The following is a 22,593-nucleotide window of genomic DNA, read 5'->3' as shown; positions in this document are numbered from 1 at the left end:
TCTATACATACCAGGGACCTTCTATACATACCAAAGAAGATTCTATACTTTCCTAAGTAAAGGCATGGCCCATTGGCGCGTATAATTGGTGTTGAGAAGGGAGGTGTGTCCTGTTTCGCAAAATATTGTAAGCGCTTAATTTGGTTTATTTACAATTATTGTGAGGAGTGTGTGCGTATGAGATCAAGACTGAGGCAAGCATTCTCGCTGGTTCTGGCCATGGCTGTACTGCTTCCGACAGGCTTATGGACCCCCGCTGCTGAGGCGGCAGACCCTCCTGCTGTAGAGACGGTATACCATGAATCATTCACACAAGGAAAAGGTATTGCGGTACAGTCCGGCGGAGCTCACCTGACTCCCGTCACTGGAAAGGTCTTCAGCGGTAACGACGACGGAGCAGCTTTATACGTGAGCAACCGTCAGAACAACTGGGATGCTGCGGACTTCCGCTTCAGCGACATGGGGCTGGTCAATGGACGCACGTATACAGTCACAGTATCTGTCTATGTAGACCCTACAGTAGCTGTGCCCTCTGGTGCCCAAGCCTACCTCCAGACGGTCAGCAGCTATGCTTTGCTGGCTAATGCCAATTATGAAGCTGGCAAAGCCATCACACTAACGAAAGAATTCACCGTGGACACCACCAAGGATGCGACACTACGAGTCCAGTCCAACAGTAACGGCGCTTCTGTACCCTTTTACATTGGAGATATTCTGGTCACACAGCAGGGCAACACCGGGGGCGAGAATCCACCACGACCTCCTGCTCAGCCGTTTACACCCATTACCTTTGAAAATCAGACAGCCAGCGGATTCACCGGGCGGTCCGGCTCTGAGACACTGACGGTTACAAATGAAGCGAACCATACTCCTGGCGGCGGCTACGGGCTGAAGGTCGAGGGCCGCAGCAGTACCTGGCATGGCCCTACCTTGCGGATCGAGCCTTATGTGGACCAGGGACACGAATATACGATATCCGCCTGGGTCAAGCTCATATCTCCCACTAGCGCCCAGCTCCAGCTCTCCTCCCAGATCGGTCAAGGCAGCAGCGCCAACTATATCACGCTTGCGCCCAAGACGATCAGTACGAGTGACGGCTGGGTGCTCTTCGAAGGCTCCTATCGTTATAACAATGTCAGCAGTGAGTATTTGACAATATATATCGAGAGCGCGAGTAACAGCACGGCCTCCTTCTATATGGATGATATTAACCTCCGCAGGACAGGTTCCGGTCCGATTGTCATTGAAGACGACCTTACGCCCATCAAGGCAGCCTACCAGAATGAATTTCTGATTGGCAACGCTATTACTGCCGAGGATCTGAGTGGTGTCCGTCTGCAATTGCTGAAGCTGCATCATAATACGGCTACTGCAGGCAATGCCATGAAGCCAGATGCCTTGCAGCCCACCAAAGGGCAATTCACCTTCACAGCCGCTGATACTATGGTGAACAAGGTACTGGACGAGGGTATGCAAATGCATGGCCATGTGCTGGTATGGCATCAGCAATCCCCGGAATGGATGAATACAAGACCGGATGCCCAGAACAACGCCATTCCATTGGGCCGCGAGGAAGCGCTAACCAATATGCGGACCCATATTCGCACGGTCATGGAGCACTTCGGTGATCGGGTCATCTCCTGGGATGTCGTGAACGAGGCTATGAGTGATAATCCTCCGAATCCGACCAATTGGGAAGCCTCCCTCCGCCAGTCCCCCTGGTATCAGTCGATAGGCCCGGATTATGTCGAGCAAGCCTTCCTGGCAGCCCGTGAGGTGCTGGATGATCATCCAGAGTGGGATATCAAGCTGTATTACAATGACTACAATGAAGATAACCAGAATAAGGCCCAAGCCATTGCCGGGATGGTTGAAGAGATCAACGACCGCTATGCACTTGCACATCCGGGTAAGCTGTTAATTGACGGAATCGGCATGCAAGGTCATTACAATGTCAACACGAACCCGGAGAATGTAAGATTATCGCTGGAGCGGTTCATTAATCTCGGTGTGGAGGTTAGCATCACGGAGCTGGATATTCAAGCTGGCAGCGACTATCAGCTTCCAGACAGACTTGCCAATGCCCAAGGGTTTCTTTACGCTCAGCTATTCAAGCTCTTCAAGGAGCATGCCGATGCCATCAAGCGCGTCACGATCTGGGGACTGGATGACGGCTCCAGCTGGCGCTCTTCCTCCAATCCGCTGCTATTCGATAAGAACCTGCAGGCCAAGCCTGCATACTACGGGGTCATTGACCCAGATAGCTTCATTGCCGAGCATGCCCCCGAGTCCATTCCTGCGCTTCAAGCTAACGTCGTCTACGGCACACCTGTAATTGACGGGACCGCAGACGCAGTCTGGAGCTCAGCACCATCTATTCCCGTCAACCGCTACCAGACCGCATGGCAGGGAGCTACCGGAGTAGCGAAGGCACTCTGGGATGAGGATTACCTGTACGTGCTCATTCAGGTCAGCGACGCCCAGCTTGACAAGAGCAGCGCCAATGTCTGGGAGCAGGATTCCATTGAAATATTCCTGGATGAGCGAAATGACAAGACGACCTTCTATCAAGAGGACGATGGGCAATATCGTGTGAACTATAACAATGAGGCTTCCTTCAATCCGACCAGCATCGCGAATGGCTTCGTATCCGCTACCCAGGTATCAGGAACGAATTACACGGTGGAGGCCAAGATTCCGCTTCGGTCGATCACGCCGGTGAATGGCACGAAGCTCGGTTTTGACGTGCAGATCAATGACGCCAAGGACGGAGCCCGTCAGAGTGTGGCAACTTGGAATGATACAACTGGTAATGCATACATGGACCCATCGGTGTTCGGTGTACTCACCCTGACCGGATACCCTGCTGATTAATCCACACTGCCATTCATAGCTCGCGGAAAAAGAGCTTCATATTGCATAACAAATCGCAGCAAGCTGGCATCGGTATTCCATCGGCGCCGGCTTGCTGCGATTTTCATTTGCCACTTGTGATTTTATTTGCCACTATAGTGAATTAACTAACGGACATAACTGAGAATCAGCCCTTAACCGATCCTGCCAGTCCGGAAACAAAATATCTCTGGAATAGCAGGTAGACACACAAGGTAGGAATTATGGAGATCAGCACCCCCGCGTTCAGCAGCGTATAGTCGGTTGAGTGCTCACCCTTAAAGGCAAGCAGCCCGGTTGTAATCGTCTTCATCGTATCCTTGGTGATGAAAATCTGCGCAAGCAAAAACTCATTCCAGGTCGCCATAAAGTCAAAGATGACAAGCGTGGCGATGGCCGGCATGGACAACGGTAAAATGATCCGTAAGAATTTCCCCATATCCCCGCATCCGTCGATTAAGGCGGATTCATCGATTTCCTTCGGAATGGTGCGGAAGAAGCCGCGCAAAATCAGAATGCCAAACGGAATCCCGAATCCGACATAAACGAGAAAGATCCCGGGATACGTGCTAACAAGATGCGTTTTGTTCAGAAATATATTCAAGGGTACAAGTGTGGCCTGCATCGGGATCATCATGCCGATCAGGAAAAAGGCAAACAACGAATTACTCCATTTAAAATTCAGCCTGGTCAGGGCAAACGCCGCGAGCGCTTCGATCAGTATGCCCAAGGGAACCTTGACGAGACAGATGAAAAGCGTATTTTTCATATACATGCTCATTTTGCCCTGGTCCCACGCCTTCAGAAAGTTATCCCACTGAAATTGTTCAGGGAGCGCGTAGAAGGGGCTGGTCATCAGATCCGCTCTCGATTTCAGCGCAGTGAAGGCGATGAACAGGACCGGGATTAAGAACATGGCCGCCAAAACAATCAGGAATACGTACCGTAGTACGGTCACTGCCGGATGGACTCTCAGTTCCTCCATGCTGCACCACTCACTTTCCGCACATTATACATAAGATTTCTTCGTCGTGTAGTACACATAGGGAATGATGATGGTCATGGAAATCAATACAAGAATGAAGGCGATGGCCGAGCCCATTCCGATATTCGCAAACTTGAACGTCTGGGCGTACATCCATGACGAGAGCACCTGGGTGCTTTCGGCGGGCCCGCCGCCGGTCATGCCGTAAATAATGTCATACACTTTCATGGAAGCAATCAGCGTCGTGGCTATCACAATCACAAATGTTTCGCGCAACAGCGGCAGCGTGATATAGAAAAAAGACTGATAAGGTCTTGCTCCGTCGATTAAAGCCGCCTCATACGGATCCTGCGGAATGCTCTGCAGCCCTGCCAGGAAAAGAACCATAGGCTGTCCGATGCCCTGCCACATGGCCGCTACAAATACTGCGTACAGCGCTATATCCGGCTCTGCCAGCCAGGCGTGTTGCCAGCTCTCTAATCCCAGTAAAGCGAGCATTTTATTGACAAATCCCTGCGTCGGATTGTAGATCCAGGTCCAGCCAGTTGCCACAACAATCCCCGACAATACATATGGAAAGTAGAATACGCCGCGGAAAAAGATCCGCCCCTTCAGCTTCTTGTTCAGCAGCAGCGCCAGTCCCAGGCCAGCCCCCATAATCAAGGTCAGAGAACCGATCATCCAGAACAGATTGTTTTTCAGCGCTCTCATGAACACGGTATCCTGTGTGAACAGTTCGACATAGTTGTCTAAGCCTACAAACTCCTTATGGGGTGCAACTCCATTCCAACTGAAAAAACTGAGAAAAAAGGTGTATACCGCCGGCACAAAGATAACAGTTAAGTAAATGATTAAAGCAGGCAGCAGGAACAGCCACGGCTTAAGCATTCTTGTTGTCATGCCATTCTCCCCTTTCTACACCAATCGCGGCAGCAGGAAGCTCCTGCTGCCGCCTTGCCCGATTCAATCCAGGCGGTAAGATCCTGATCATCATTTCTGTTTGCTTTTGTACGCAGACACGGCGTTCTCCATGTTTTCGGCAGCCTGCTGTGGTGTCCACTCGTCTAGAGCCACTTTATCCTGTGCTTCGAACAGCTTCTGCACCACCTCCTGCGGAAGAGCCTGGTCAGTAATCAGGAAACCACCATCCTCAGCGCTGTCCAGCAGCGGCTGAAGATGCGGTGTCTCTTCCGAGACCGTGAAGCCCAGCGTGGCCGGAGAACCGTAATCATTGATATATTTATTGACCGTCTCAACACTCGTTAAATACTCCCCAAGCTTGATGGCCGCTTCTTGCTTCGCAGCGTCGGATGCGCCGTTGATCTGCAGCATTTCCGCGAACACGGATGCGCGTGCCGGCGTTTGTTCTGTCGGAAATTTGAAGACATCAAATTGTGCCGGATCAAAGCCATTTTCACTAATGGTACCGTCAAACCAGGTGCCCTCGTTAATAATTGCCGCCGATTGCTGGTAAAACAACATTTCGGCTTCACTTGGGTCCAATGAGGAATAACCCATCGGGAAGTAGCCCTTGTCCGTATATTCTTTAATCTTTTCAAATGTCTTAACGACCGCCGGATCGTTCCATGACGCTTCCAGACGGTTCAGCTTGTCATGCAGCTCCGGACCGCCAAAATGTTCGAGCAATTGCTCGGTCAGCCGCATCGTATGCCATCCGCCCTTGCTGCCGAAAGCCAGAGGGGTCATCCCGCTATCCTTTAGCGTTTGCAGTTGCGACTCGAATTCGGCAAATGTTGCAGGCGCTTTCAAGTTTAGCTTTTGATAGCTTTCCTTCGAGTACCACATGCCCAGTACATTCAAATGCAGCGGAAAACCGGAAACTTTCCCGTCATAAGTAGACATATCAATAGCGGTCTGATTGAATTTTTCGGACCATTTATTATCCTTCGCCACCTGAGTCAAATCCATCGTCATGCCATTTTCCGGGTAAAAAGAACCCAACGTGCCGCCCCAGGTAAACCACATATCCGGCAGTGTCTTTGAGCTTGCCGCTACCTTGAGGGTTTCTTTAAACGGGTCCACCTCATACTGGGTAAGCTCCACGTCAATATCCGGGTTAGCGCTTTCAAAATCTTCAACCGCGGACTTCAGCCATGACCAGCCCGTATTCAGTGTCCACAAAGATATACTGACCTTGGGGCTGCCAGAGGATGAGCCCTCTTGGCTTTGTTGAGCTGCATCCGAAGAACTTGAAGAACATCCCACCACACTTGTAACTACAAGCAGAACACTAGCCAGCAACGCAACCCATTTTTTCATCATGTATGTCCCCCTATGCTTTATCGTTGATAGCTTGAATACGAAGTGCTTGGTAAGGCTTGCCAGGCAATTCCACACGGCATGTTCCTTCATATGTCCCTGGCAACGGAGTAATCGTCATGTTCCATGTATCGATCAGGTCAATGGTACAAGCGACACCCTCCGCTAGCGGCAGAATGCGAAATCCCGGACGGCTTGACCCAAAATACACGAGGTAATATTCGCCGTCCACCCCACCCGCCGCAGTATCCCATTGAAAGTCGGCGCTCAAGCGCCCGAGCTGTGGTCCAGCTTCAATAATACGGCGGAGAAACTGGATTCTGGACGGGCTTTCTCCATGCAGTGTTCCTCCGTGCGACCACCAGATGATATTGTCTTCGTGCAGAAAGGTCTCCCCGTGCGTAACATAACCGCCGTTCAGCATACCTTCCCAGAAGCATTCCACCATCCGTTCCGCCGTGATGTTGCCCCAGCCGTGATTCAGATTTCCTTCATAGCGGCATTCGTCCACGACAATGGGCTTCCGGTAGGTCTCCTGCCATTCCTTTACAAAATGAAGATCATGGTGCTGGATGCTCGCATGTGTAACCCAAGGCTTGCCATGATCATACCAATGCAGGTTGCTGCGGTAATGGATGCCCGGATGATGCCAGTTGTGAATGGACCGGAGGTGACTGTAAGCATCTCGCTCCTGAATGATTCTGAAGAACCGATCCCAATCCCGTATCGTTTTCGCTTTCATCAGGTCGAACTCGTTGGCCAGCGACCACCAGATGTTGCGAAATGCCGAGAGGCGGGCGACGGCATAGCGCAGATAAAAATCGTCAGTCTCGGGGCTCATCTCCGCAAATCCCCACCGATCATAAGGATGAAAAAGGATGAGGTCGACCTCGATGCCAAGCTGCTGCAGATCCTCAATCCGGCGTTCAAGGTGCCGCCAATATGCGGAATTGAAGGCTGTGAAATCCCAGCCATCTTCCAGAGACCCTGCAAACGGGTACAATGCCGGTTCGTTCAAATTGTAATCATAGTGCTTCGGAAAAACGCACATTCGCATTTTATTAAAAGCGCCCGCTTCAGCCAGACTGCGAAGGGTGAGATCCTGTAGCTCTTCGCTTTGGTGATTCCATACATAACTTGTGGTTCCGAAGGGAAAGAAGGGTGTGCTGTCGGCATAGGCAAAATGTACCTCGCGATCCACTCCAACGGGTCCGTGATTTCCGGCTGAAGGTTCAACACATTTGAACGTGCCCTGAACAAGATTCAATTCAGACATATTGCTAACCGTCTCATAAGACCATGTTCCTACAGCATCCGGCATGAAACGCACACGGTAAGAGCCTTCCCCGTCATAGAAACCGTCCACCTCAACGGTGCGGTGTCCCTGGCTGAAGCGTGCTCCGATCGCCACATCCGTAAAGGGATTACCGTCCTTCGGTCCGGGAAGTAGCAGATCAAATCTCCCCCAACGTTCAATTTCCGGCGTGTTCGCTAATTCCTGCATTACCTGATTCGCCCCTTTCTCTTCTGGTCATTCAACCTCTTGCACCATTCATTTTAATGATTAACTTCTGGTGGTAGTAGCGGGCGAATCGGCTTTTTCATATGTGATTTTGACGTGTACGCAGATGCTGCGGATGCTTCCGGTCCCGACAATAGATGATTTTTGCGAAATCATACGTTTTTTTAACTTGCATCGGTATGCTTGCCGGCTCCGGATCATTGATTGCGGTACTCAAGAGGGGTGAGTCCGATACGGTCCTTGAACAGCTTGCTGAAATAATGAGGGTTGCTGTACCCGAGATCGGACGCAATCTCATACACCTTGCGGCTGGTCTCGCGCAGCATTTTTTGAGCGATCTCCATTTTGTTGCGTATGATGTAATCACTGAAATTCTCACCAATTTCCTTAAGAAAAATCCTGCTCAAGTAGCCCGGACTAACATGGATGGATTCACCGACCTTGGCCAGGGTAACATCCTCCAGAAGATGCCGGTCCACATATTCTTTAGCCCTGCGCACAATAAAGCTGTCGCTCTGTTCATTGCGGGGAAAATGCAAAAGCGCAGACATATAGGCGTCGGGCAAGCCGGAAATATCCCTGCATGCAGAAGATGCACAAGCAAAGATCAGAGGGACGTTCAACAGCTCAAGCACCTTCTGCCGCAAACCGTTCAGATAGCTTTGCATATCACCATTCCCGGTATGGGAACGGACAGGAACAATCCAGATCATTTCACGGAAGTTCCTGTGAAATACCAGACCTCCCCAGTCCTTTACCGTCAGCTTGCCAACGAGATGCAAAATGGAAAGAAAGCGCAGTTGCTCCGCATCTTCCTCTTCCTGAACCGCATCGCATCTTTTACGGATAATCGCCAGTTCATAACCCTCCTTGAAGGATTCGTCCGCCAGCTCGGGCAGGAGCTGCAATGGCTTCGCCGGAAATGTAAAAGGATCCAGCAACGATAGAAAAAGCTCGTTTTTTTCTTCTTCTGTGCGCCGCGGCGGCTCATTAGGGGTCAATGTAAAACGAGAAATGACCTTTTGAATCGTGTCCGCGATTTCAGCTTCATCCATAGTAGGTTTATGCAGATAATCGGCTGCTCCCAGCCGAAGGGCCTCCCTTACGTAGGAAAAAGTATCGTAGCTGCTTAAGAAAATAACTTGGATCTCCGGTTGTCTGTGCCTGATTTTTTGCGCCAGTTCAATCCCGTCCATACCGGGCATCCGGATATCGGTCATGACCAAGTGAATGCTTTCTTCTTCCAAAATCCGCAGCGCTTCTTCACCGTCGGCGGCCTCGGCCCTCCAGCATATTCCAAATTTTTCCCAATCAAGCATATAACGCAGTCCCATTCTGACAATGGATTCATCATCAACGACCAACAGATTCCACATCTCTGTCTCCCCCTGTCTCTGATCCTGCTGCTTTCAGTGGTATTTTAACAATAGCCCGGGTCAAATCCCCGCTCCGCTCTACCAACAATCCATAGGGTTCTCCAAACCTAAGAAGGATCCGTTCGTGTACATTGCACAGACCGATATGAACAGAGCTCCCTTCTCCATCGCTGCCCCCTTTTTTTTCCTCATCTCCGTCCTCTTCCCGTAGCAGAATCTCTTTGCCGGAAAAGCCTCTGCCGTCATCTGCAATTTCAATGAACAGCGCTCCGCTCTCCGCGTCCGGTCTTGCCGCAATGGAAATGCGCAGGATTCTATCCAGCCCTTTAGCTCCGTGAAAGATCGAGTTTTCCAGCAGCGGCTGTAGCAGCATGGGTGGAATGGGCACGTGCAAACACTCGTGCGGAATATCCCACTGTATCGAAAAAACGCCGGTGTATCTTAAATCCATCAAAGCGGCATAATCCTGCAGCAGTCGAATCTCCTCATCCAGCGTAACGAGCTCGCTGTCCAGCTTCATATTCGCCTGCAGCAGCTTAGCCAGCGCTTGCAGCAATTTGGCAATATGGGACGATTGCTGCAGTATGGCCAGCATGCGGATGGAATTCAGCGTATTATACAGAAAATGCGGCTGTATGCGTGCCCGCAATGCGTAGAGTTCGGCATTGCGCTTCTGGCGCTCCTTCTCTTCAATGGAATGCACCAGCTTGTCGAGACGGCTGACCATCATGTGATAGCTGTTTTCCAGCCGCCTCATTTCGTTATCCTCCCCTACAGGTGCAGGGGCTTTGAAATTCCCCTGCTCAACCTCGCGCATAGAGCGAATCAAGCGGTTGATTGGCCTCGACAGCCTTCTCGCAAGCAGCCAGGAAATGGCCGCTGAACAAATCACCGCTGCCACCGCTACAAGGAACGTAAAATAGCTGATAGAACGGTTGCCAGCCAGCAGCTCTTCACGATTAACTCCCAGATACACCTTCCACCCCAAGTAACCGCTTTCAAGAAAAACGCCGCTGTATTCCTCCTGACCATGATCCCCGGACCCTGCGGCCTCCCAGCTGCCCCGCTGCCTATTGGTACCGATGGACAGCTGTCTGGACGCAAGGACAGGATCGGATGCATAAATAACATTTCGGTTCTGATCCAGGACGGTCACCTTCACGGTCGGGAGCTCCAGCGTCTCCACAAATTTGGGAATAAAATCGGGACTGATGAAGATAGCCATCACAGCCAGCGGTTGATATTCCTCGTCCATCAGCAGGCGAGAGCCGATCAGGGCAGAGAATGACCCTTCTTTAAACTGGTCGATCTCCCGCACCCCGCTAATGACAAAACCGCCCCGCTGCGCAAGCGTCTGTTGATACCAATCTTGATCTGTAACCTTTTCTTTGAGATTAATGACCGTATTTCCGCTCAAGCGATAGCCGTTGACGGTCCCGTTCATACCGTAGATCATCAGTCCCTTAATCGATGAGTTTATGGAAGGATAGGCGCCCATGAGCCGGGCCATCGTTCTCTGCGCCTTGATTTCCGCTGTTCCCCACTGCTCCTTGGCCAAATAAGGCTGGTTTAAAAAGCTGAAAATGTCCGGCAAATAATACGGAATCATTGTAAACCGGTCAAAGTCCCTGATCTGGCGTTCAATAGATGTATTCAACTGAGCCAGAATCACATTCAGATCCTGCTCGTTCCGGGCCTGCAGCATCATAGAGGATTTACGGTAGGCCATCGTCCCGATCAACAGCGCCGGAATACTGCTCAGGAGTATGAACACAACAAATAGTTTGGTTTGAAACCGGATATTGGACAATTTCTGCATGTTCTCACCTCTTGATGTCTAAGATCTTGAACGCACCGCTTCGTAATACTTGCCAAGCAAGATTACTATATATTCCATTTAAGTAAAAAAAGTCTCCATTCCTGCAAAACTACGAACAGTTAAGAGCAGTTTATACTGTCTATCGCCGAGTTGCAATGTTTAGAAATATTTTTTAGTATTTTTCAGCTCACAACACTAAAAAACGTACTATATTCATTTATTATCGTACCTATACAGAAGCTTTTATCATACAAGAATTCATGCTGACCACCTTCTTACACCTCTTATTTTTGTATTAATTGACCTATTTTTGGAAAATCAGTTAGATTAAAATCCCTGTCAACGGATAAATGAAGTTTACATCGTACTTATCTTTAATGAAAATTTATATTTATAATTTAGTTTATTTTAGTTTTATTCGCGCTTTTATCAACTAGACCAATTATTTACAGCACTTTATATTGATAATAAGATGGCGTCGTAAATGAATTTTAATTATTTTAATTTAGTTAATTAAAGTAAACCCCTTCCGCGCCGTACGCTCCGTGGGCACAGTCAGGCATCCAGCGACACAATTCAATGCACAGCTTATCTGGTCTCGATTCAAAGCGTCGACGCGTTTTTCTGTAAGTGACCATTACAGATAAGGGGGAACATGCTTGAATATCAGGATGAACGGGATTCACAAATCCTTTGGAACAAATCACGTACTGGAAAATCTCTTTCTCGGAAAAGAACTCACAACAAGCTGGGGATTCTTGAACAATCGCAGTATGAAAGCGCTATCAAATAAACAGATGCAGAAGCTGTCTCTTTCTCTTCCGCCATGACCAACCTGCGGGAGCCTGCTCTGTCGGCCAGCAGCAAATGATTGAAATCGCCAAAGCGCTTATGATAGAGGCAAAGGCGATCATTATGGACGAACCGACTTCCCCCCTGACCGACCGTTTTCCGCAGCGGCACACAGTTCCCGGTGAAATTGTGTCTGAGGTCAAGGGCGGTAAATTATCCGCCGGAGGAGGATAGTCAGTAGCTTTATAAAGAGCCGTACTCTTTTTGTTAAAAATCGATGTGAAGATGTCCCACTTCCGAAATGAGACCAGCGAACACGTTCCAGCCGCAAAGGCCCGAATGCCGAGTGATTCTGGACCGGGATAAATCCGACCTGTCAAAATTTTGATTATTGCTGTAAAAAAAACTGGCCGTGCAAGAGCCTCCTGATATGCTCCCATCATAGTAAACAGTAGAAAAAATCAAACTTCTAATTCAACTTCTACTTGATGGTTTTTTGTAATGTCCAAGAAAGCCCGATTTCGTACTAATTAAAGATTCAGGCTAGGGTCTGCACAAAAAAATGATCTTCATAAGAATGGCCACCGTCTTCATCGTAATCTAAGCAAAAAATGCACCTCCAGGAACCATATCGGATTATCTGAATCGTAACCCTGATATCCGTTCCAAGAGATGCATATACATCAGCATTTTTGCATCATTCGATTAGTCAAGCGATCTAATATAATACATTTCGTCTATGAGTTCGGCGTGCTGCTCTTACCAGGAATTACGCTGATTATGAATCGAATCGGCCTGTCTCTCAATGTCAGTCATCATTTCCTTAATACGATCCAAAGCTTGTTGAATCTGCTTCTGATGCGCATCCAGACGGTGTGCCATGGCACGAATTTGTTCTTGCGTCGGCGGATTCGGGGCATGGGATAGCTCGATCAATTCCTTCTCGATCGCATCAATACCCGATACGCCGGTACCCAGCATTTCAATACCGAATTTGGCCTTATCAGCAATATGATCAATTCTCACAGCGGTTTCTTTGGCTTGCTTATTGCCCCAGCCATTCGATCCTGCAGACATGTAATTCGGCTGACCAACAGGCGGTGTATAATCGCTCATCAGGAACAGTCCTCCCTACTTCTGATACTTATCTGTAATTTCATCGATCTTGTCTGTCAGCTTATCGATCTCATCTGTCAGATCATCGATTTCATTGGTTAACTTGTCTACGTCTTTAATGTTCTTCTGCACTTCATCAATGTTGGCACCAGCGCCGGTTGCCTTGGAAATCACTTCCTGGGCAATCGATGTGACGAGAACCTGTACATGATCAGGCGCATTTTGGCCGACCTGAGCCACCAGTCTGTCCATTAGAGGACGAATTTGAGATAATGTTGCAGCCGCATTGGACAATTCACGACCACAGGAGTTTAACTCAGAGTCAATTTTATCGGATACGCGGTCAATTCTTGATTGTGTAATCTGGTCGATTTCTCTGATTACCTTGTCGATTTCATTGGCCATTTCACGAACTGCGCCTTTTCCCACAAACATGCGTGATCTCCCCCAGTGTGTTTTACAAATTCTTCATCCATTTGATTATATGTCAAACTCTGTCGCTCTTCAATAAATTGGATAAGGAAATTCGCTCATTTTCGGCATAAGTCTACACCTTCTTCCCCCGTGCCTACACATCCATGAAATATCACAGCACAACGAGTGATTCTGGAGACTCGCAAGTCCTTCTTCTTACTTCCGAGACAAGAAAAAAAAGAGCTGCTCTCAGCTCTTCTCAGCTTACAAGTCTTTCAGGCGCTACGTACTCAATTTCAGACGCGAGGAGCATACATACGCATTCCAGATCCCCCCTATGAACAATCCGACCGATACGCCGCTGAACAGACAATAGAGAACGGTGAACACCAGATTACCATAGAGCGAAGAATCAAGAATCACACTGACATTTAGCGCATACTTCACTACAAAATTCATTAGAATAACGATCAGCGGTAGATAAGTGCCCGAGCGATAGAAACGCTGCTCCTTTTGGTAGATCGTTCTGTATTTCGCATATAGAGCATTCCCGACGAGCGTACCTAGAGCTGCAAAAAACAAATAGCCCACCAGCGCTACTCCCAAATGCTCAAAGCGAGTAAAGATCGTCTCCAATCCCCATAGCATGAATATCACAGGTACGATTACCATCTTCGGAATGCTCAGCACTCCGTCCTTGGCCGATCGAAGTCCTCGAACAATAAGAAAAGCCAGCAAAAACCAAATATACAGCGGCGTCTGTCGAATAACCTCTACAATGAACATCAGATGTCCCTTCCTCCCACATGATCTTATGTGGCCCAAGCGTACACTAACCATGCAGAAGGGACAATAGTCTCTGACGCAAGCGGCTTAATCGCCTGCCTAAGCGGTCTTTTTTAACACATGAATTGCACCTCTACGGCGTATCCTTTCTTCTGAGCTGCTCCAATAGCCTGTTCATTTCTCTAACCTCGGTCTTGTCATGCCGATAGCTGATGAAGCGGACACACACGTATGTAATAAGCACCAAGCCTGCATTGCCAAATATACCGCCCACGGACATTCCCCACTGGAACAAGAAGTTAAAGGCCACGACCATCAGCCACACGACCAGCATATACAGCAATTGCTTAGCAACGGTGGCTTCCGCCAAGAACTCTCTAAATAATAAAAATCTCACCAGAGATGCCCCAACAGAGCAAATGAGCAGCCCGAGCAGCATCTCATTATTCACTTGATGACCAGTTACCAACTGAAGCACTACACACACGGTGAAAATCGTGGCGCTGAGCCTCAGTACCTGCTGAATCCGGCGAATCATCATTTACGCCTCCCTCATTCCCAGCTGCTTTTTCAGGCCAGGCACATACCGTCTTGAGATGGATACCTTCTCCTGATTGATCAGGACCGCCTCCAGATTACCGCTAAGCTTGGGGTAGAAGGAATGAATCTTGTTCAGATTCAGCAGCATGGATTTGGATATTCGCACGAAGCCAAGCCCGGATAACTGCTCTTCCAACACGTACAGCTTGTCCGCCAGCTCATAGGTCTGTGTGCCCGTGTAGACGAATAGTCTACGATCAATGGATTCGAGATAGAAGACTTCATCGACGTCAAGCTTGTAAAAGGTCCCGTCCTGCTTGCCTAGCAAATGCTTGACTGTCTTGTCCGGAGAGGTCAACAGTTGGATAGCCTGTGTGATCGTCTCACTCATCGTATGGATGTGGAGGTGGACTTCCTCCTCTTCCTCGGCTGGGATCATGCTAATGTTAACCTTCACCGCCACACTCCTCTCTGCATGCTGAGGAGATTATAGCACGCGTCCGAGAATTCTTCACAGCCTCCGCATATGCAGGGTATGTACGAAGTCACAAGCACCTGCTAACGATTTTCCGCAGCACGCGGAAATTTTCTAGATTAAAACCGTCCCGCCTATCGGCTACAATGGTCCTGTAAGCGCTTATAGATTCAAGACACATAGCCGTACAAATAGCAGTTCGCATAGCAAGACGATAGCAAAGCACACACCCCACTATAGAGATGTAAGGAAGGAGGAGAGACCTTCAATGATTACAAAAGAGCATATTTTTCTCGATCAGCCCCTGCACAGCAAGCAGGCCGTATTTGAATTCATTGCCGAGCAAGCAGCCAAGCTACAGCTAACCGATCACCCCGAGCAGGTGATACAGGATCTGTGGGAGCGAGAGCATATCTACTCCACTGGCCTGCAGGATCATTTCGCCATTCCGCATACCCAGAGCACAGCCATTCAGCAACCGGCGGTGATGGTGATTCGTCTGGAGGAGCCGATTGACTGGGCCGCTCATGACGGCAAGCCCGTACAGTATATTTTCACGATTCTCGTACCGAAGCATCAGGTGGATATGTCTCATTTGCAGATCATTTCATCCCTGGCGACACTGCTGCTGGAGGACTCCTTCAAGACAGCCATTGCGCAGGCACAGCAGTCGGAGGACATCTACGCACTGCTACAACAATATACGGAAGGATTGGTATCATGATGAAAATCGTTGGCGTTACTTCTTGCATTGCAGGCCTTGCCCATACACCGATGGCAGCCAAGGCGCTCGAAAAAGCTGCACAGCAGCTTGGCTATGAGATCAAGGTCGAGCAACAAGGCGCAATGGGCCAGGTTAACAAGCTGACTACAGAGGATATTGCGGAGGCCAGCTTCGTCTTGATCGCCTCCGACCAGACCGTCAAGGACATGGAGCGGTTCGAAGATAAGCAGATCGTACGTGTCAAGATCGGCCATGCCGTGAACAATGCGGAGGCTGTCCTGACCAAAGCGGTTCAGGCAATAGCCGCCAAGCAATAAGTAATAATCTTTGCCCCGGTCAGCCCGGGGATATCTTCCTATGAGGAGAGATTACGATGAAGAAATGGTTAAGCGAAGCAAAAACACATCTGATGACAGGCATTTCCTATTTGCTGCCGGTCATTATTGCCGGGTCGCTTATTGTCGCTGTGTGTAAAATCATCGGATTGACGATGGGTGTCACCGATTTTGGTCCGTATAAAGATGAAAGCGGATTCCTTCATATTCTGTATTTGGTGGAAAATGTGGGCTGGAGCGGTATCGGTCTGCTGACCATCGTATTATCCGGCTTCATTGCCTACTCGATTGCTGATAAGCCCGCCCTCGCTGCAGGTCTGATCGGCGGTGTACTTGCCCAGCAGACCAATGCTGGCTTCCTTGGCGCTCTGATCTCCGGCTTTTTTGCTGGATACATCACGCTGTGGGTGCGCAATAAGGTCAAAATTACGGGTCCGGCAGCGGGCTCTGTCCCCCTCATTATCCTGCCGCTCATTACGGTCGGCCTGACAGGTGTCCTGATGGCTGTCGTTCTGGGAGGACCGCTGAGCGCCATCAATACGTATCTGGTGAACTGGCTGCAATACATGAGCCAGAGCGGTACGAATGCAATCGTCCTGGCCATTATTCTTGGGGCCATGATTGGCTTTGACCTGGGCGGTCCCGTCAACAAGGCAGCCTGGATGGCTGGCAACGCGCTGTTCCTCTCCGGGGTGTATTTGCCGAATATCTTCATCAATATTGCCATTTGTATCCCGCCACTTGGCTATGGTCTGGCGACACTGCTGATGAGAGCACGCTTCTCCAAGACGTTCCGGGAGGCTGGCAAAGGCTCCGTCATTATGGGCGTAATCGGTATTACGGAAGGGGCCATTCCATTCACACTCCGCAATCCAGCGAAGCTGATTCCCGTCAATATGTTCGCCTGTGCTGCTGGTGCTGCCGTAACGGCTCTGCTCGGTGCTCATGTCATTATGCCACCGATTGGCGGGCTGTATGGCGCCATTTCCGTGGGGACTCCGCTAGCCTATCTCGTAGGCGGTATCGTCGGGGCGCTCCTGATCGCAGGCGGTACCATGCTGGTGAACTTCAAGGATGAGGAAGAGCAGAAGGCCGCGTCCAAGGACGCTTCCGTGAAGAACAACGGCGAAGAGATTGAGCTTGTCTTCGACTAAGACAGATAGATGTAGACCTGTATAGAAATGCGTATTTGGAAGGAGCTAACAGAGATGAACCATACCGTAAATAACGATGTAGACAACGCTAGCAAGACCAAGGTACATGTCATTCCGCACACGCATTGGGACCGGGAGTGGTATTTCACCACCTCTCGCTCCAAGGTGTACCTCGTGAAGCATGTGAAGGAGGTACTGGAGACGCTAGAGCAGACCGAGGGCTTCCACTACTATCTGCTAGATGCCCAAGGATCGTTGCTGGATGACTATCTGCACTGGTGTCCAGAGGATGAGGGCCGGATTCGACAACTGGTGGAGAGCAAACGCCTGATGACCGGACCATGGTACACCCAGACGGACCAGCTTGTCATTTCTGGAGAGTCGATCGTGCGTAATCTGTACTATGGGATGGAGACAGCACGCAAATTCGGCCAGGCCATGAAGCTCGGCTATGTGCCGGATGCCTTCGGACAATCGGCCCAGATGCCACAGATCTATCGCGAATTCGGCATTGAGCACTTCCTGTTCTGGCGTGGTGTCGCAGACAACACGAATCCAAAAACCGAGTTCACTTGGGAAGGCTCGGACGGCAGTACGGTGTTCGCTGTCCAGATGCCTTTTGGCTACTACTACGGTGGGAATATTCCTGAGGATGAGGCGGATCTGCCGGCTTATTTGCACAAGCAAATTAGTGCCTTGGAGGCGAAGGCCTCGACGCGCCATGTCTATTTCCCGAACGGATTTGATCAGGCCCCTGTACGCAAAAATCTGCCAGAGCTGATCCGTCGCTTCAACGAATTGGACACGACACGCGAATATGTGATGAACGAGCCCGAGCGCTTCATGCAGGAGATCCAGCAAGCGAGCCACGATCTGCCCGTGCTCATGGGCGAGCTGATGGAAGCGAAGCATATGCGTATTCACAAATCCATCTTCTCCACCCGGGCTGATCTGAAGCAAATGAACAACCAGATCGAGAATTTCATCGTGAATACACTAGAGCCGATACTGGCCATCAGCCACTCGCTCGGACATGACTACCCGCACCGGATTATCGAGGATATCTGGAAGCTTATGTTCGAGAATGCCGCGCATGACAGCATCGGGGGCTGCAATAGTGATACGACGAACCAGGATGTGGCCTTCCGTTACAAGCAGGCACACGATATTGGCGTCAACCTGCTCGACCTGCACATGCGTATGATTGCCTCCCAGATCAAGCAGGAGGAGACCTTTGCCTTTACTATTTTCAATACACTGCCTTACGTGCGCACCGGAGTTACGGAGCTTGACGCCTATCTGCCTGATAAGCCATTCGTCATTCGCGATCTGCATGGTCGCAAGCTGGAATATGCTATTATCGAAAAGGTAGAACAGACCGATTATGTGCTCGGACAGCATATCGACCTGAATCCGAGCCGCAAGGTGTATTTGCCTGAACGTGTATTCCGCGCGAAGCTGCTGGTGGATCTGAGTGAGATTCCTCCAATGGGCTACACGCAGATTGTATTCGATTTTACGGGAGCAGAGGATATACGTCCTGTGGCTTCATCCAACTCACCATCTGTCCAGGGTGAGCAGCATACACTTACCGGCACCGATACTGCACATGCACGAAGCATAGCCCCCTCCAGCACGGATAGCCTGCCTGTTCGTTCCAATGGCAACCGTATCGAGAATGAGCATTATGTCATTGAGGTGCAGACGAACGGCGCACTGACGATTACGGACAAAGATTCCGGGCGCACATACCGTGATCAGATGGTATTCGAGGATAACGGCGACGATGGCGATTCCTACAACTATTCTCCGCCAGAGCGTGACCTGGTGGTCTCCTCCCTCGGCTGTGATGTTCAGACGGTAACGGAGTATACACCTGTATCGCAGGAGCTGTCCCTACGTCTGGCTATGGACGTGCCTAGCCATCTGGAGGAACGAGCTATCGGCCTGTGCAGCAGCAAGCTGCCGCTCCATGTGCGTGTCACCCTGCGCCGGGGAGAGCGATTGATTCGCTATGTGGTAGAAGCCGACAATCAGGTGCTAAGTCACCGTCTGCGGGTGCTATTTAACACAGGCATCGCCTCCAGTCTGTCCATCGCGGACCAGCCCTTCGGTGTCATTACCCGGCCTACTTCTCTACCAGAAGCAGCGATCTGGGAGGCCGAGCAATGGCAGGAGAAGCCGATTACTATCGAGGCCATGCAGAGCTATGCCGGATTAAATGACGGCACACGCGGCATGATGGTCATGACGGAGGGCGTGCGCGAGTACGAGATTGTAGGAGATGGCTATACCACCATTGCCCTGACCCTGTTCCGTACCTTCGGCTTCATGGGCAAGGAGAACCTCGTCTATCGCCCGGGTAGAGCTTCTGGTGAGAAAATCGTGGCTACGCCTGACGCGCAGCTGCTAGGAAAGCTGTCCTGCACCTTTGCCCTGCATCTGCATGAATCCAGCTTTGATGATGCACATATTGCGAAGGCCGCTCGGGAGTATCTGACACCGATGAGCAGCTATCAGCTGTGTGATTTTCTGAATGGACGACTGATCTTCGCCTTCCGTGACGAGGACAGAGTGCTGGAGCCAAGCTATAGCCTGATGTCGTTTACACCCGACTCCAATGCCATCGTGAGCGCCTTCAAGAAAGCTGAGCACGCCGACGGCTATATCCTGCGTGTATTCAACCCGCACCTGAATGGGCAGGCAGCAGCGACTGTGGCCTTTACCGTTCCTGTAGAGCTGAAGCAGGTCATGCTCGATGAGCAACCGCGTCCAGATGCAGCTCCGCTGAATCCGGAGGATACACGTGCACGTGCTGACAGTGCAACAGAGAGCTATGTACAGCTGCCCGAGCTGGCCCACGCCAAGCTGCTGACGGTACTTGCTGAACGTAAGTCCTCCTTGTAGAAAACAATTGATGCATATAGTAGACATATAGAAGATGGGTAGAAAACAGATAAAAAATAGACTGAATCCAAATAGAATACAAATACAACACAGATAGAATACAAATAGAACACAGATAAGATTTGGTATCAACGAAAGGTTCTATGACGTGAGTCGGAAAGGAGGTCTGATGTGGTATGACATTTCCATACCCGAGATTAAAGAAATTGTTTCGGTTGCTGGAGGTCCATGGTGGACAGGAGCAAGGCTGGACTACACGTGCATTGGCGGAGCGTCTGGAGGTTACCGAGCGGACGGTGCGAGATGATCTGAAGAAGCTGGATCACCTCCTTCAAGCTCATGGGGCTCGCCTGGAGTCACGTCGCCAGCATGGCTATAGCATTGTCATCAATGACGAACAACGTTATCGCGAGCTGTCCATGACATCACCCGTGAAGGACGATGCCCCTCCACTGCCGGATACGCCGGAGGAGCGCATCCGCTACGAGCTATTCGCCCTGCTGAATGCACATCAGGACATCCGTATGGAGGACCTCGCCGACTCACTGTACATTAGCCGGGCAACGCTGAACAATGATGTGAAGATTTTACGCCAGATCATGGAGGAGTACGGGATCAAGCTGTCCATCAAGCCATCGTACGGGGTAAGCATCGTTGGTGAGGAGAAGAGCATTCGTTATTGCCTCGCAGAATATGCAGACGTCCGCGACGAGGAGCATACGCTGAGCAGCTCCATGGATCAGGAGCATCTCTTGCATCCTGTACAGATTTCGGAGCTGCGCAGGATGGTGGTTGAGCAATTGCGGCAGCACAACGTTCGGATGGCTGACTTGGCGCTCAAGGATCTAATCACTCATCTGGCTGTCATGATATTACGTATTCAATCTGGCCATGGGCTACAGCATTTTGAGTCCGTCGCATCAGCTTCCAAGATGCCGCCCTCTGGCTCTGGAGAATACTCAGACGACAATGCTGTGGAGGCAGCTCCGGGACGTCGGCAGGATCAGAGACAGCCTGCCCTAGATCACCTTGATGCTCCTGATACTTCTGACATTATTGATGTTTCTGATGATCGTACCGTGTCTAATTATCCAGTTGATCTCGATAAGCTCGATACCTACGACGATCTTGACGATCTTGATGCTCCAGATGCCCACGATAATCTAGCTGACCTGGGTGATCTCAATCCACTCGATCCCCCTGATGCTCACGGTCACCATGACCCTGATGCTTTACTTGCCGATAGCATTATCCGCGGTATTGAGCAGGCGTATCAATTGGAATGTCCTGTGGGAGAGAGGAATTATGTGCAATTGCATATTGCCAGCAAACGCATGACCGAAGACGAAGAGCGATGGCAAGAGCTGCAATCGGATCGGCTGCTGCTCGCTGTGCGAAGCATGCTGGACTATGTCCATGAACGCTATGCTTACGAGCTTCGGAATGATGAACGTCTGTCTCGCGATCTGTATGCTCATCTGAAGCCCATGATGATTCGGCTGGAGCATGGCATGAATATGCGTAATCCGATGCTGCACCATATCCGCAAGCATTACCCACTGGCCTACGAGGTCACGATTGGTGCGGTGAAGCAGCTACAGAGCTATTATCCATACGACATTAACGATAACGAAATTGGTTATTTGGCTCTGCATTTCGGTGCAGCGCTGGAACGCAAATATCATATTCCGCATCGACGACGCAAAACGGTCCTGCTCGTCTGCGGCTCTGGCTATGGCACAGCACGTATACTCGAATCCCGGCTGCGCTCCCTGTTCGCTGAGCTGGATGTGACGCGCGTCGTCTCCCTGCGCGAATACGAGGATATGCTCTCCGTGAAGGAGGATATGGTGATCTCCACCATCCGGTTACCGGGCCAGAAGAACAAGCCTGCTGCCGTCGTTGCTCCGATTCCGACTGATCGGGATATGGCGACCATCACCCAACTGGTCCGCACGAGTGACCAGCAGCAAGAGAGTTCCTGCTTCCGGTATTTCCGGCCCGAATGGTTCATGCGCCTTCCACGGGCCACCGATAAGGATACTCTCCTGCGGGAGATGAGCGCACGCTTACTGGAGCAAGGCGTCGTCACCGAAGGATTCATGCCAGCGGTACTGGAGCGTGAAGCCATGGCCTCCACCGCACTCGGCATGGGGATGGCTATTCCCCATCCACTGGAGCTGAGCTCCACTCGTACAGCGGTGTATATCTGCCTGTTGGAGGAGCCACTGCCCTGGGATGAGGACAATCACGTCCACGCTGTATTCTTGCTCTCAATCTGCAAGGAGGATTACGAGCAGGCCATGGGCATCTACGATCTATGTGTCGAGCTCATCCGGCAACAACCTCTACTAGATCGGCTTCAGGAATGCGACACCTTCGGCGCTTTTCTGGAGGTAGCTGGTGAATCCCTCGCATCCAAAAGCCCGGAGCTGTATTAATGCAGCTTCGGGCTTTTCTATTTATATATATGTGG

At 50.4% G+C, this 22,593-nt stretch carries 17 protein-coding genes and 1 pseudogene; 7 read left to right on the top strand and 11 right to left on the bottom strand.

Features of this window, described 5'->3' with window-relative positions:
• Positions 1-177 precede the first annotated feature (177 nt).
• Positions 178-2,874, top strand: a complete 2,697-nt coding sequence (locus MKX74_RS03885) for an endo-1,4-beta-xylanase (RefSeq protein ID WP_341177561.1) — start codon at positions 178-180, stop codon at positions 2,872-2,874.
• Between the two features lie 166 nt (positions 2,875-3,040).
• On the opposite strand, the gene MKX74_RS03880 is transcribed toward MKX74_RS03885, so the two are convergent.
• The 6 genes from MKX74_RS03880 to MKX74_RS03855 form a co-directional block, all read right to left on the bottom strand.
• On the bottom strand, positions 3,041-3,877 hold the full coding sequence (locus MKX74_RS03880; protein WP_018885316.1) for a carbohydrate ABC transporter permease: 837 nt from the start codon (positions 3,875-3,877) through the stop codon (positions 3,041-3,043).
• A 24-nt stretch (positions 3,878-3,901) separates the two neighbouring features.
• Positions 3,902-4,777 carry a carbohydrate ABC transporter permease gene (locus MKX74_RS03875; protein WP_018885317.1) on the bottom strand — a complete coding sequence of 292 codons (876 nt, stop codon included), beginning with the start codon at positions 4,775-4,777 and terminating at the stop codon, positions 3,902-3,904.
• A 90-nt stretch (positions 4,778-4,867) separates the two neighbouring features.
• A complete protein-coding gene (locus tag MKX74_RS03870) occupies positions 4,868-6,157 on the bottom strand; it encodes an ABC transporter substrate-binding protein (RefSeq protein ID WP_026281151.1) in 1,290 nt (429 codons plus the stop codon).
• Positions 6,158-6,170: 13 nt separating this feature from the next.
• Complete coding sequence (locus tag MKX74_RS03865) at positions 6,171-7,661, bottom strand: DUF5605 domain-containing protein (protein WP_341177560.1); 1,491 nt, start codon at positions 7,659-7,661, stop codon at positions 6,171-6,173.
• A gap of 215 nt (positions 7,662-7,876) precedes the next feature.
• Positions 7,877-9,055: a response regulator gene (locus MKX74_RS03860; protein WP_018885320.1), complete on the bottom strand. Its 1,179-nt coding sequence runs from the start codon at positions 9,053-9,055 to the stop codon at positions 7,877-7,879.
• Positions 9,033-10,874, bottom strand: a complete 1,842-nt coding sequence (locus MKX74_RS03855; RefSeq protein WP_341177559.1) for a sensor histidine kinase — start codon at positions 10,872-10,874, stop codon at positions 9,033-9,035. The genes MKX74_RS03860 and MKX74_RS03855 overlap by 23 nt, the downstream gene beginning before the upstream one ends.
• A 707-nt stretch (positions 10,875-11,581) precedes the next feature.
• Here MKX74_RS03855 and MKX74_RS03850 point away from each other — a divergent pair.
• Positions 11,582-11,822 (top strand): annotated as a pseudogene (locus MKX74_RS03850) (ATP-binding cassette domain-containing protein); the annotation flags it as partial.
• A gap of 603 nt (positions 11,823-12,425) precedes the next feature.
• Here MKX74_RS03850 and MKX74_RS03845 read toward each other — a convergent pair.
• The 5 genes from MKX74_RS03845 to MKX74_RS03825 form a co-directional block, all read right to left on the bottom strand.
• The gene (locus MKX74_RS03845) at positions 12,426-12,782 is read right to left on the bottom strand and encodes a hypothetical protein (RefSeq protein WP_028590896.1); all 357 of its coding nucleotides are present in this window, start codon (positions 12,780-12,782) and stop codon (positions 12,426-12,428) included.
• A gap of 15 nt (positions 12,783-12,797) precedes the next feature.
• Positions 12,798-13,217 carry a hypothetical protein gene (locus MKX74_RS03840; RefSeq protein WP_018885325.1) on the bottom strand — a complete coding sequence of 140 codons (420 nt, stop codon included), beginning with the start codon at positions 13,215-13,217 and terminating at the stop codon, positions 12,798-12,800.
• Between the two features lie 261 nt (positions 13,218-13,478).
• Positions 13,479-13,982: a DUF6622 family protein gene (locus MKX74_RS03835; protein ID WP_341177558.1), complete on the bottom strand. Its 504-nt coding sequence runs from the start codon at positions 13,980-13,982 to the stop codon at positions 13,479-13,481.
• Between the two features lie 133 nt (positions 13,983-14,115).
• Entirely contained in the window at positions 14,116-14,523 is a 408-nt protein-coding gene (locus MKX74_RS03830) for a DUF3021 family protein (protein ID WP_018885327.1), read from the bottom strand.
• Entirely contained in the window at positions 14,524-14,979 is a 456-nt protein-coding gene (locus tag MKX74_RS03825) for a LytTR family DNA-binding domain-containing protein (RefSeq protein ID WP_018885328.1), read from the bottom strand.
• A 286-nt stretch (positions 14,980-15,265) separates the two neighbouring features.
• Between MKX74_RS03825 and MKX74_RS03820 the strand changes: the two genes are divergently transcribed.
• The 5 genes from MKX74_RS03820 to MKX74_RS03800 all read left to right on the top strand — a co-directional run bounded on the left by MKX74_RS03820 (position 15,266) and on the right by MKX74_RS03800 (position 22,558).
• Positions 15,266-15,721, top strand: a complete 456-nt coding sequence (locus MKX74_RS03820; protein WP_018885329.1) for a PTS sugar transporter subunit IIA — start codon at positions 15,266-15,268, stop codon at positions 15,719-15,721.
• A complete protein-coding gene (locus tag MKX74_RS03815; protein ID WP_026281152.1) occupies positions 15,721-16,038 on the top strand; it encodes a PTS fructose transporter subunit IIB in 318 nt (105 codons plus the stop codon). The genes MKX74_RS03820 and MKX74_RS03815 overlap by 1 nt, the downstream gene beginning before the upstream one ends.
• 56 nt (positions 16,039-16,094) lie before the next feature.
• On the top strand, positions 16,095-17,210 hold the full coding sequence (locus tag MKX74_RS03810) for a PTS fructose transporter subunit IIC (protein WP_341177557.1): 1,116 nt from the start codon (positions 16,095-16,097) through the stop codon (positions 17,208-17,210).
• 54 nt (positions 17,211-17,264) lie between these two features.
• Entirely contained in the window at positions 17,265-20,117 is a 2,853-nt protein-coding gene (locus tag MKX74_RS03805; RefSeq protein WP_341177556.1) for a glycoside hydrolase family 38 N-terminal domain-containing protein, read from the top strand.
• Between the two features lie 176 nt (positions 20,118-20,293).
• Positions 20,294-22,558, top strand: a complete 2,265-nt coding sequence (locus MKX74_RS03800) for a BglG family transcription antiterminator (RefSeq protein WP_341177555.1) — start codon at positions 20,294-20,296, stop codon at positions 22,556-22,558.
• Positions 22,559-22,593: the final 35 nt, after the last annotated feature.

Source organism: Paenibacillus sp. FSL K6-1230 (assembly GCF_038002385.1).
Lineage (GTDB): Bacteria > Bacillota > Bacilli > Paenibacillales > Paenibacillaceae > Paenibacillus > Paenibacillus massiliensis.
This window is presented reverse-complemented; position numbering and strand designations above follow the sequence as displayed.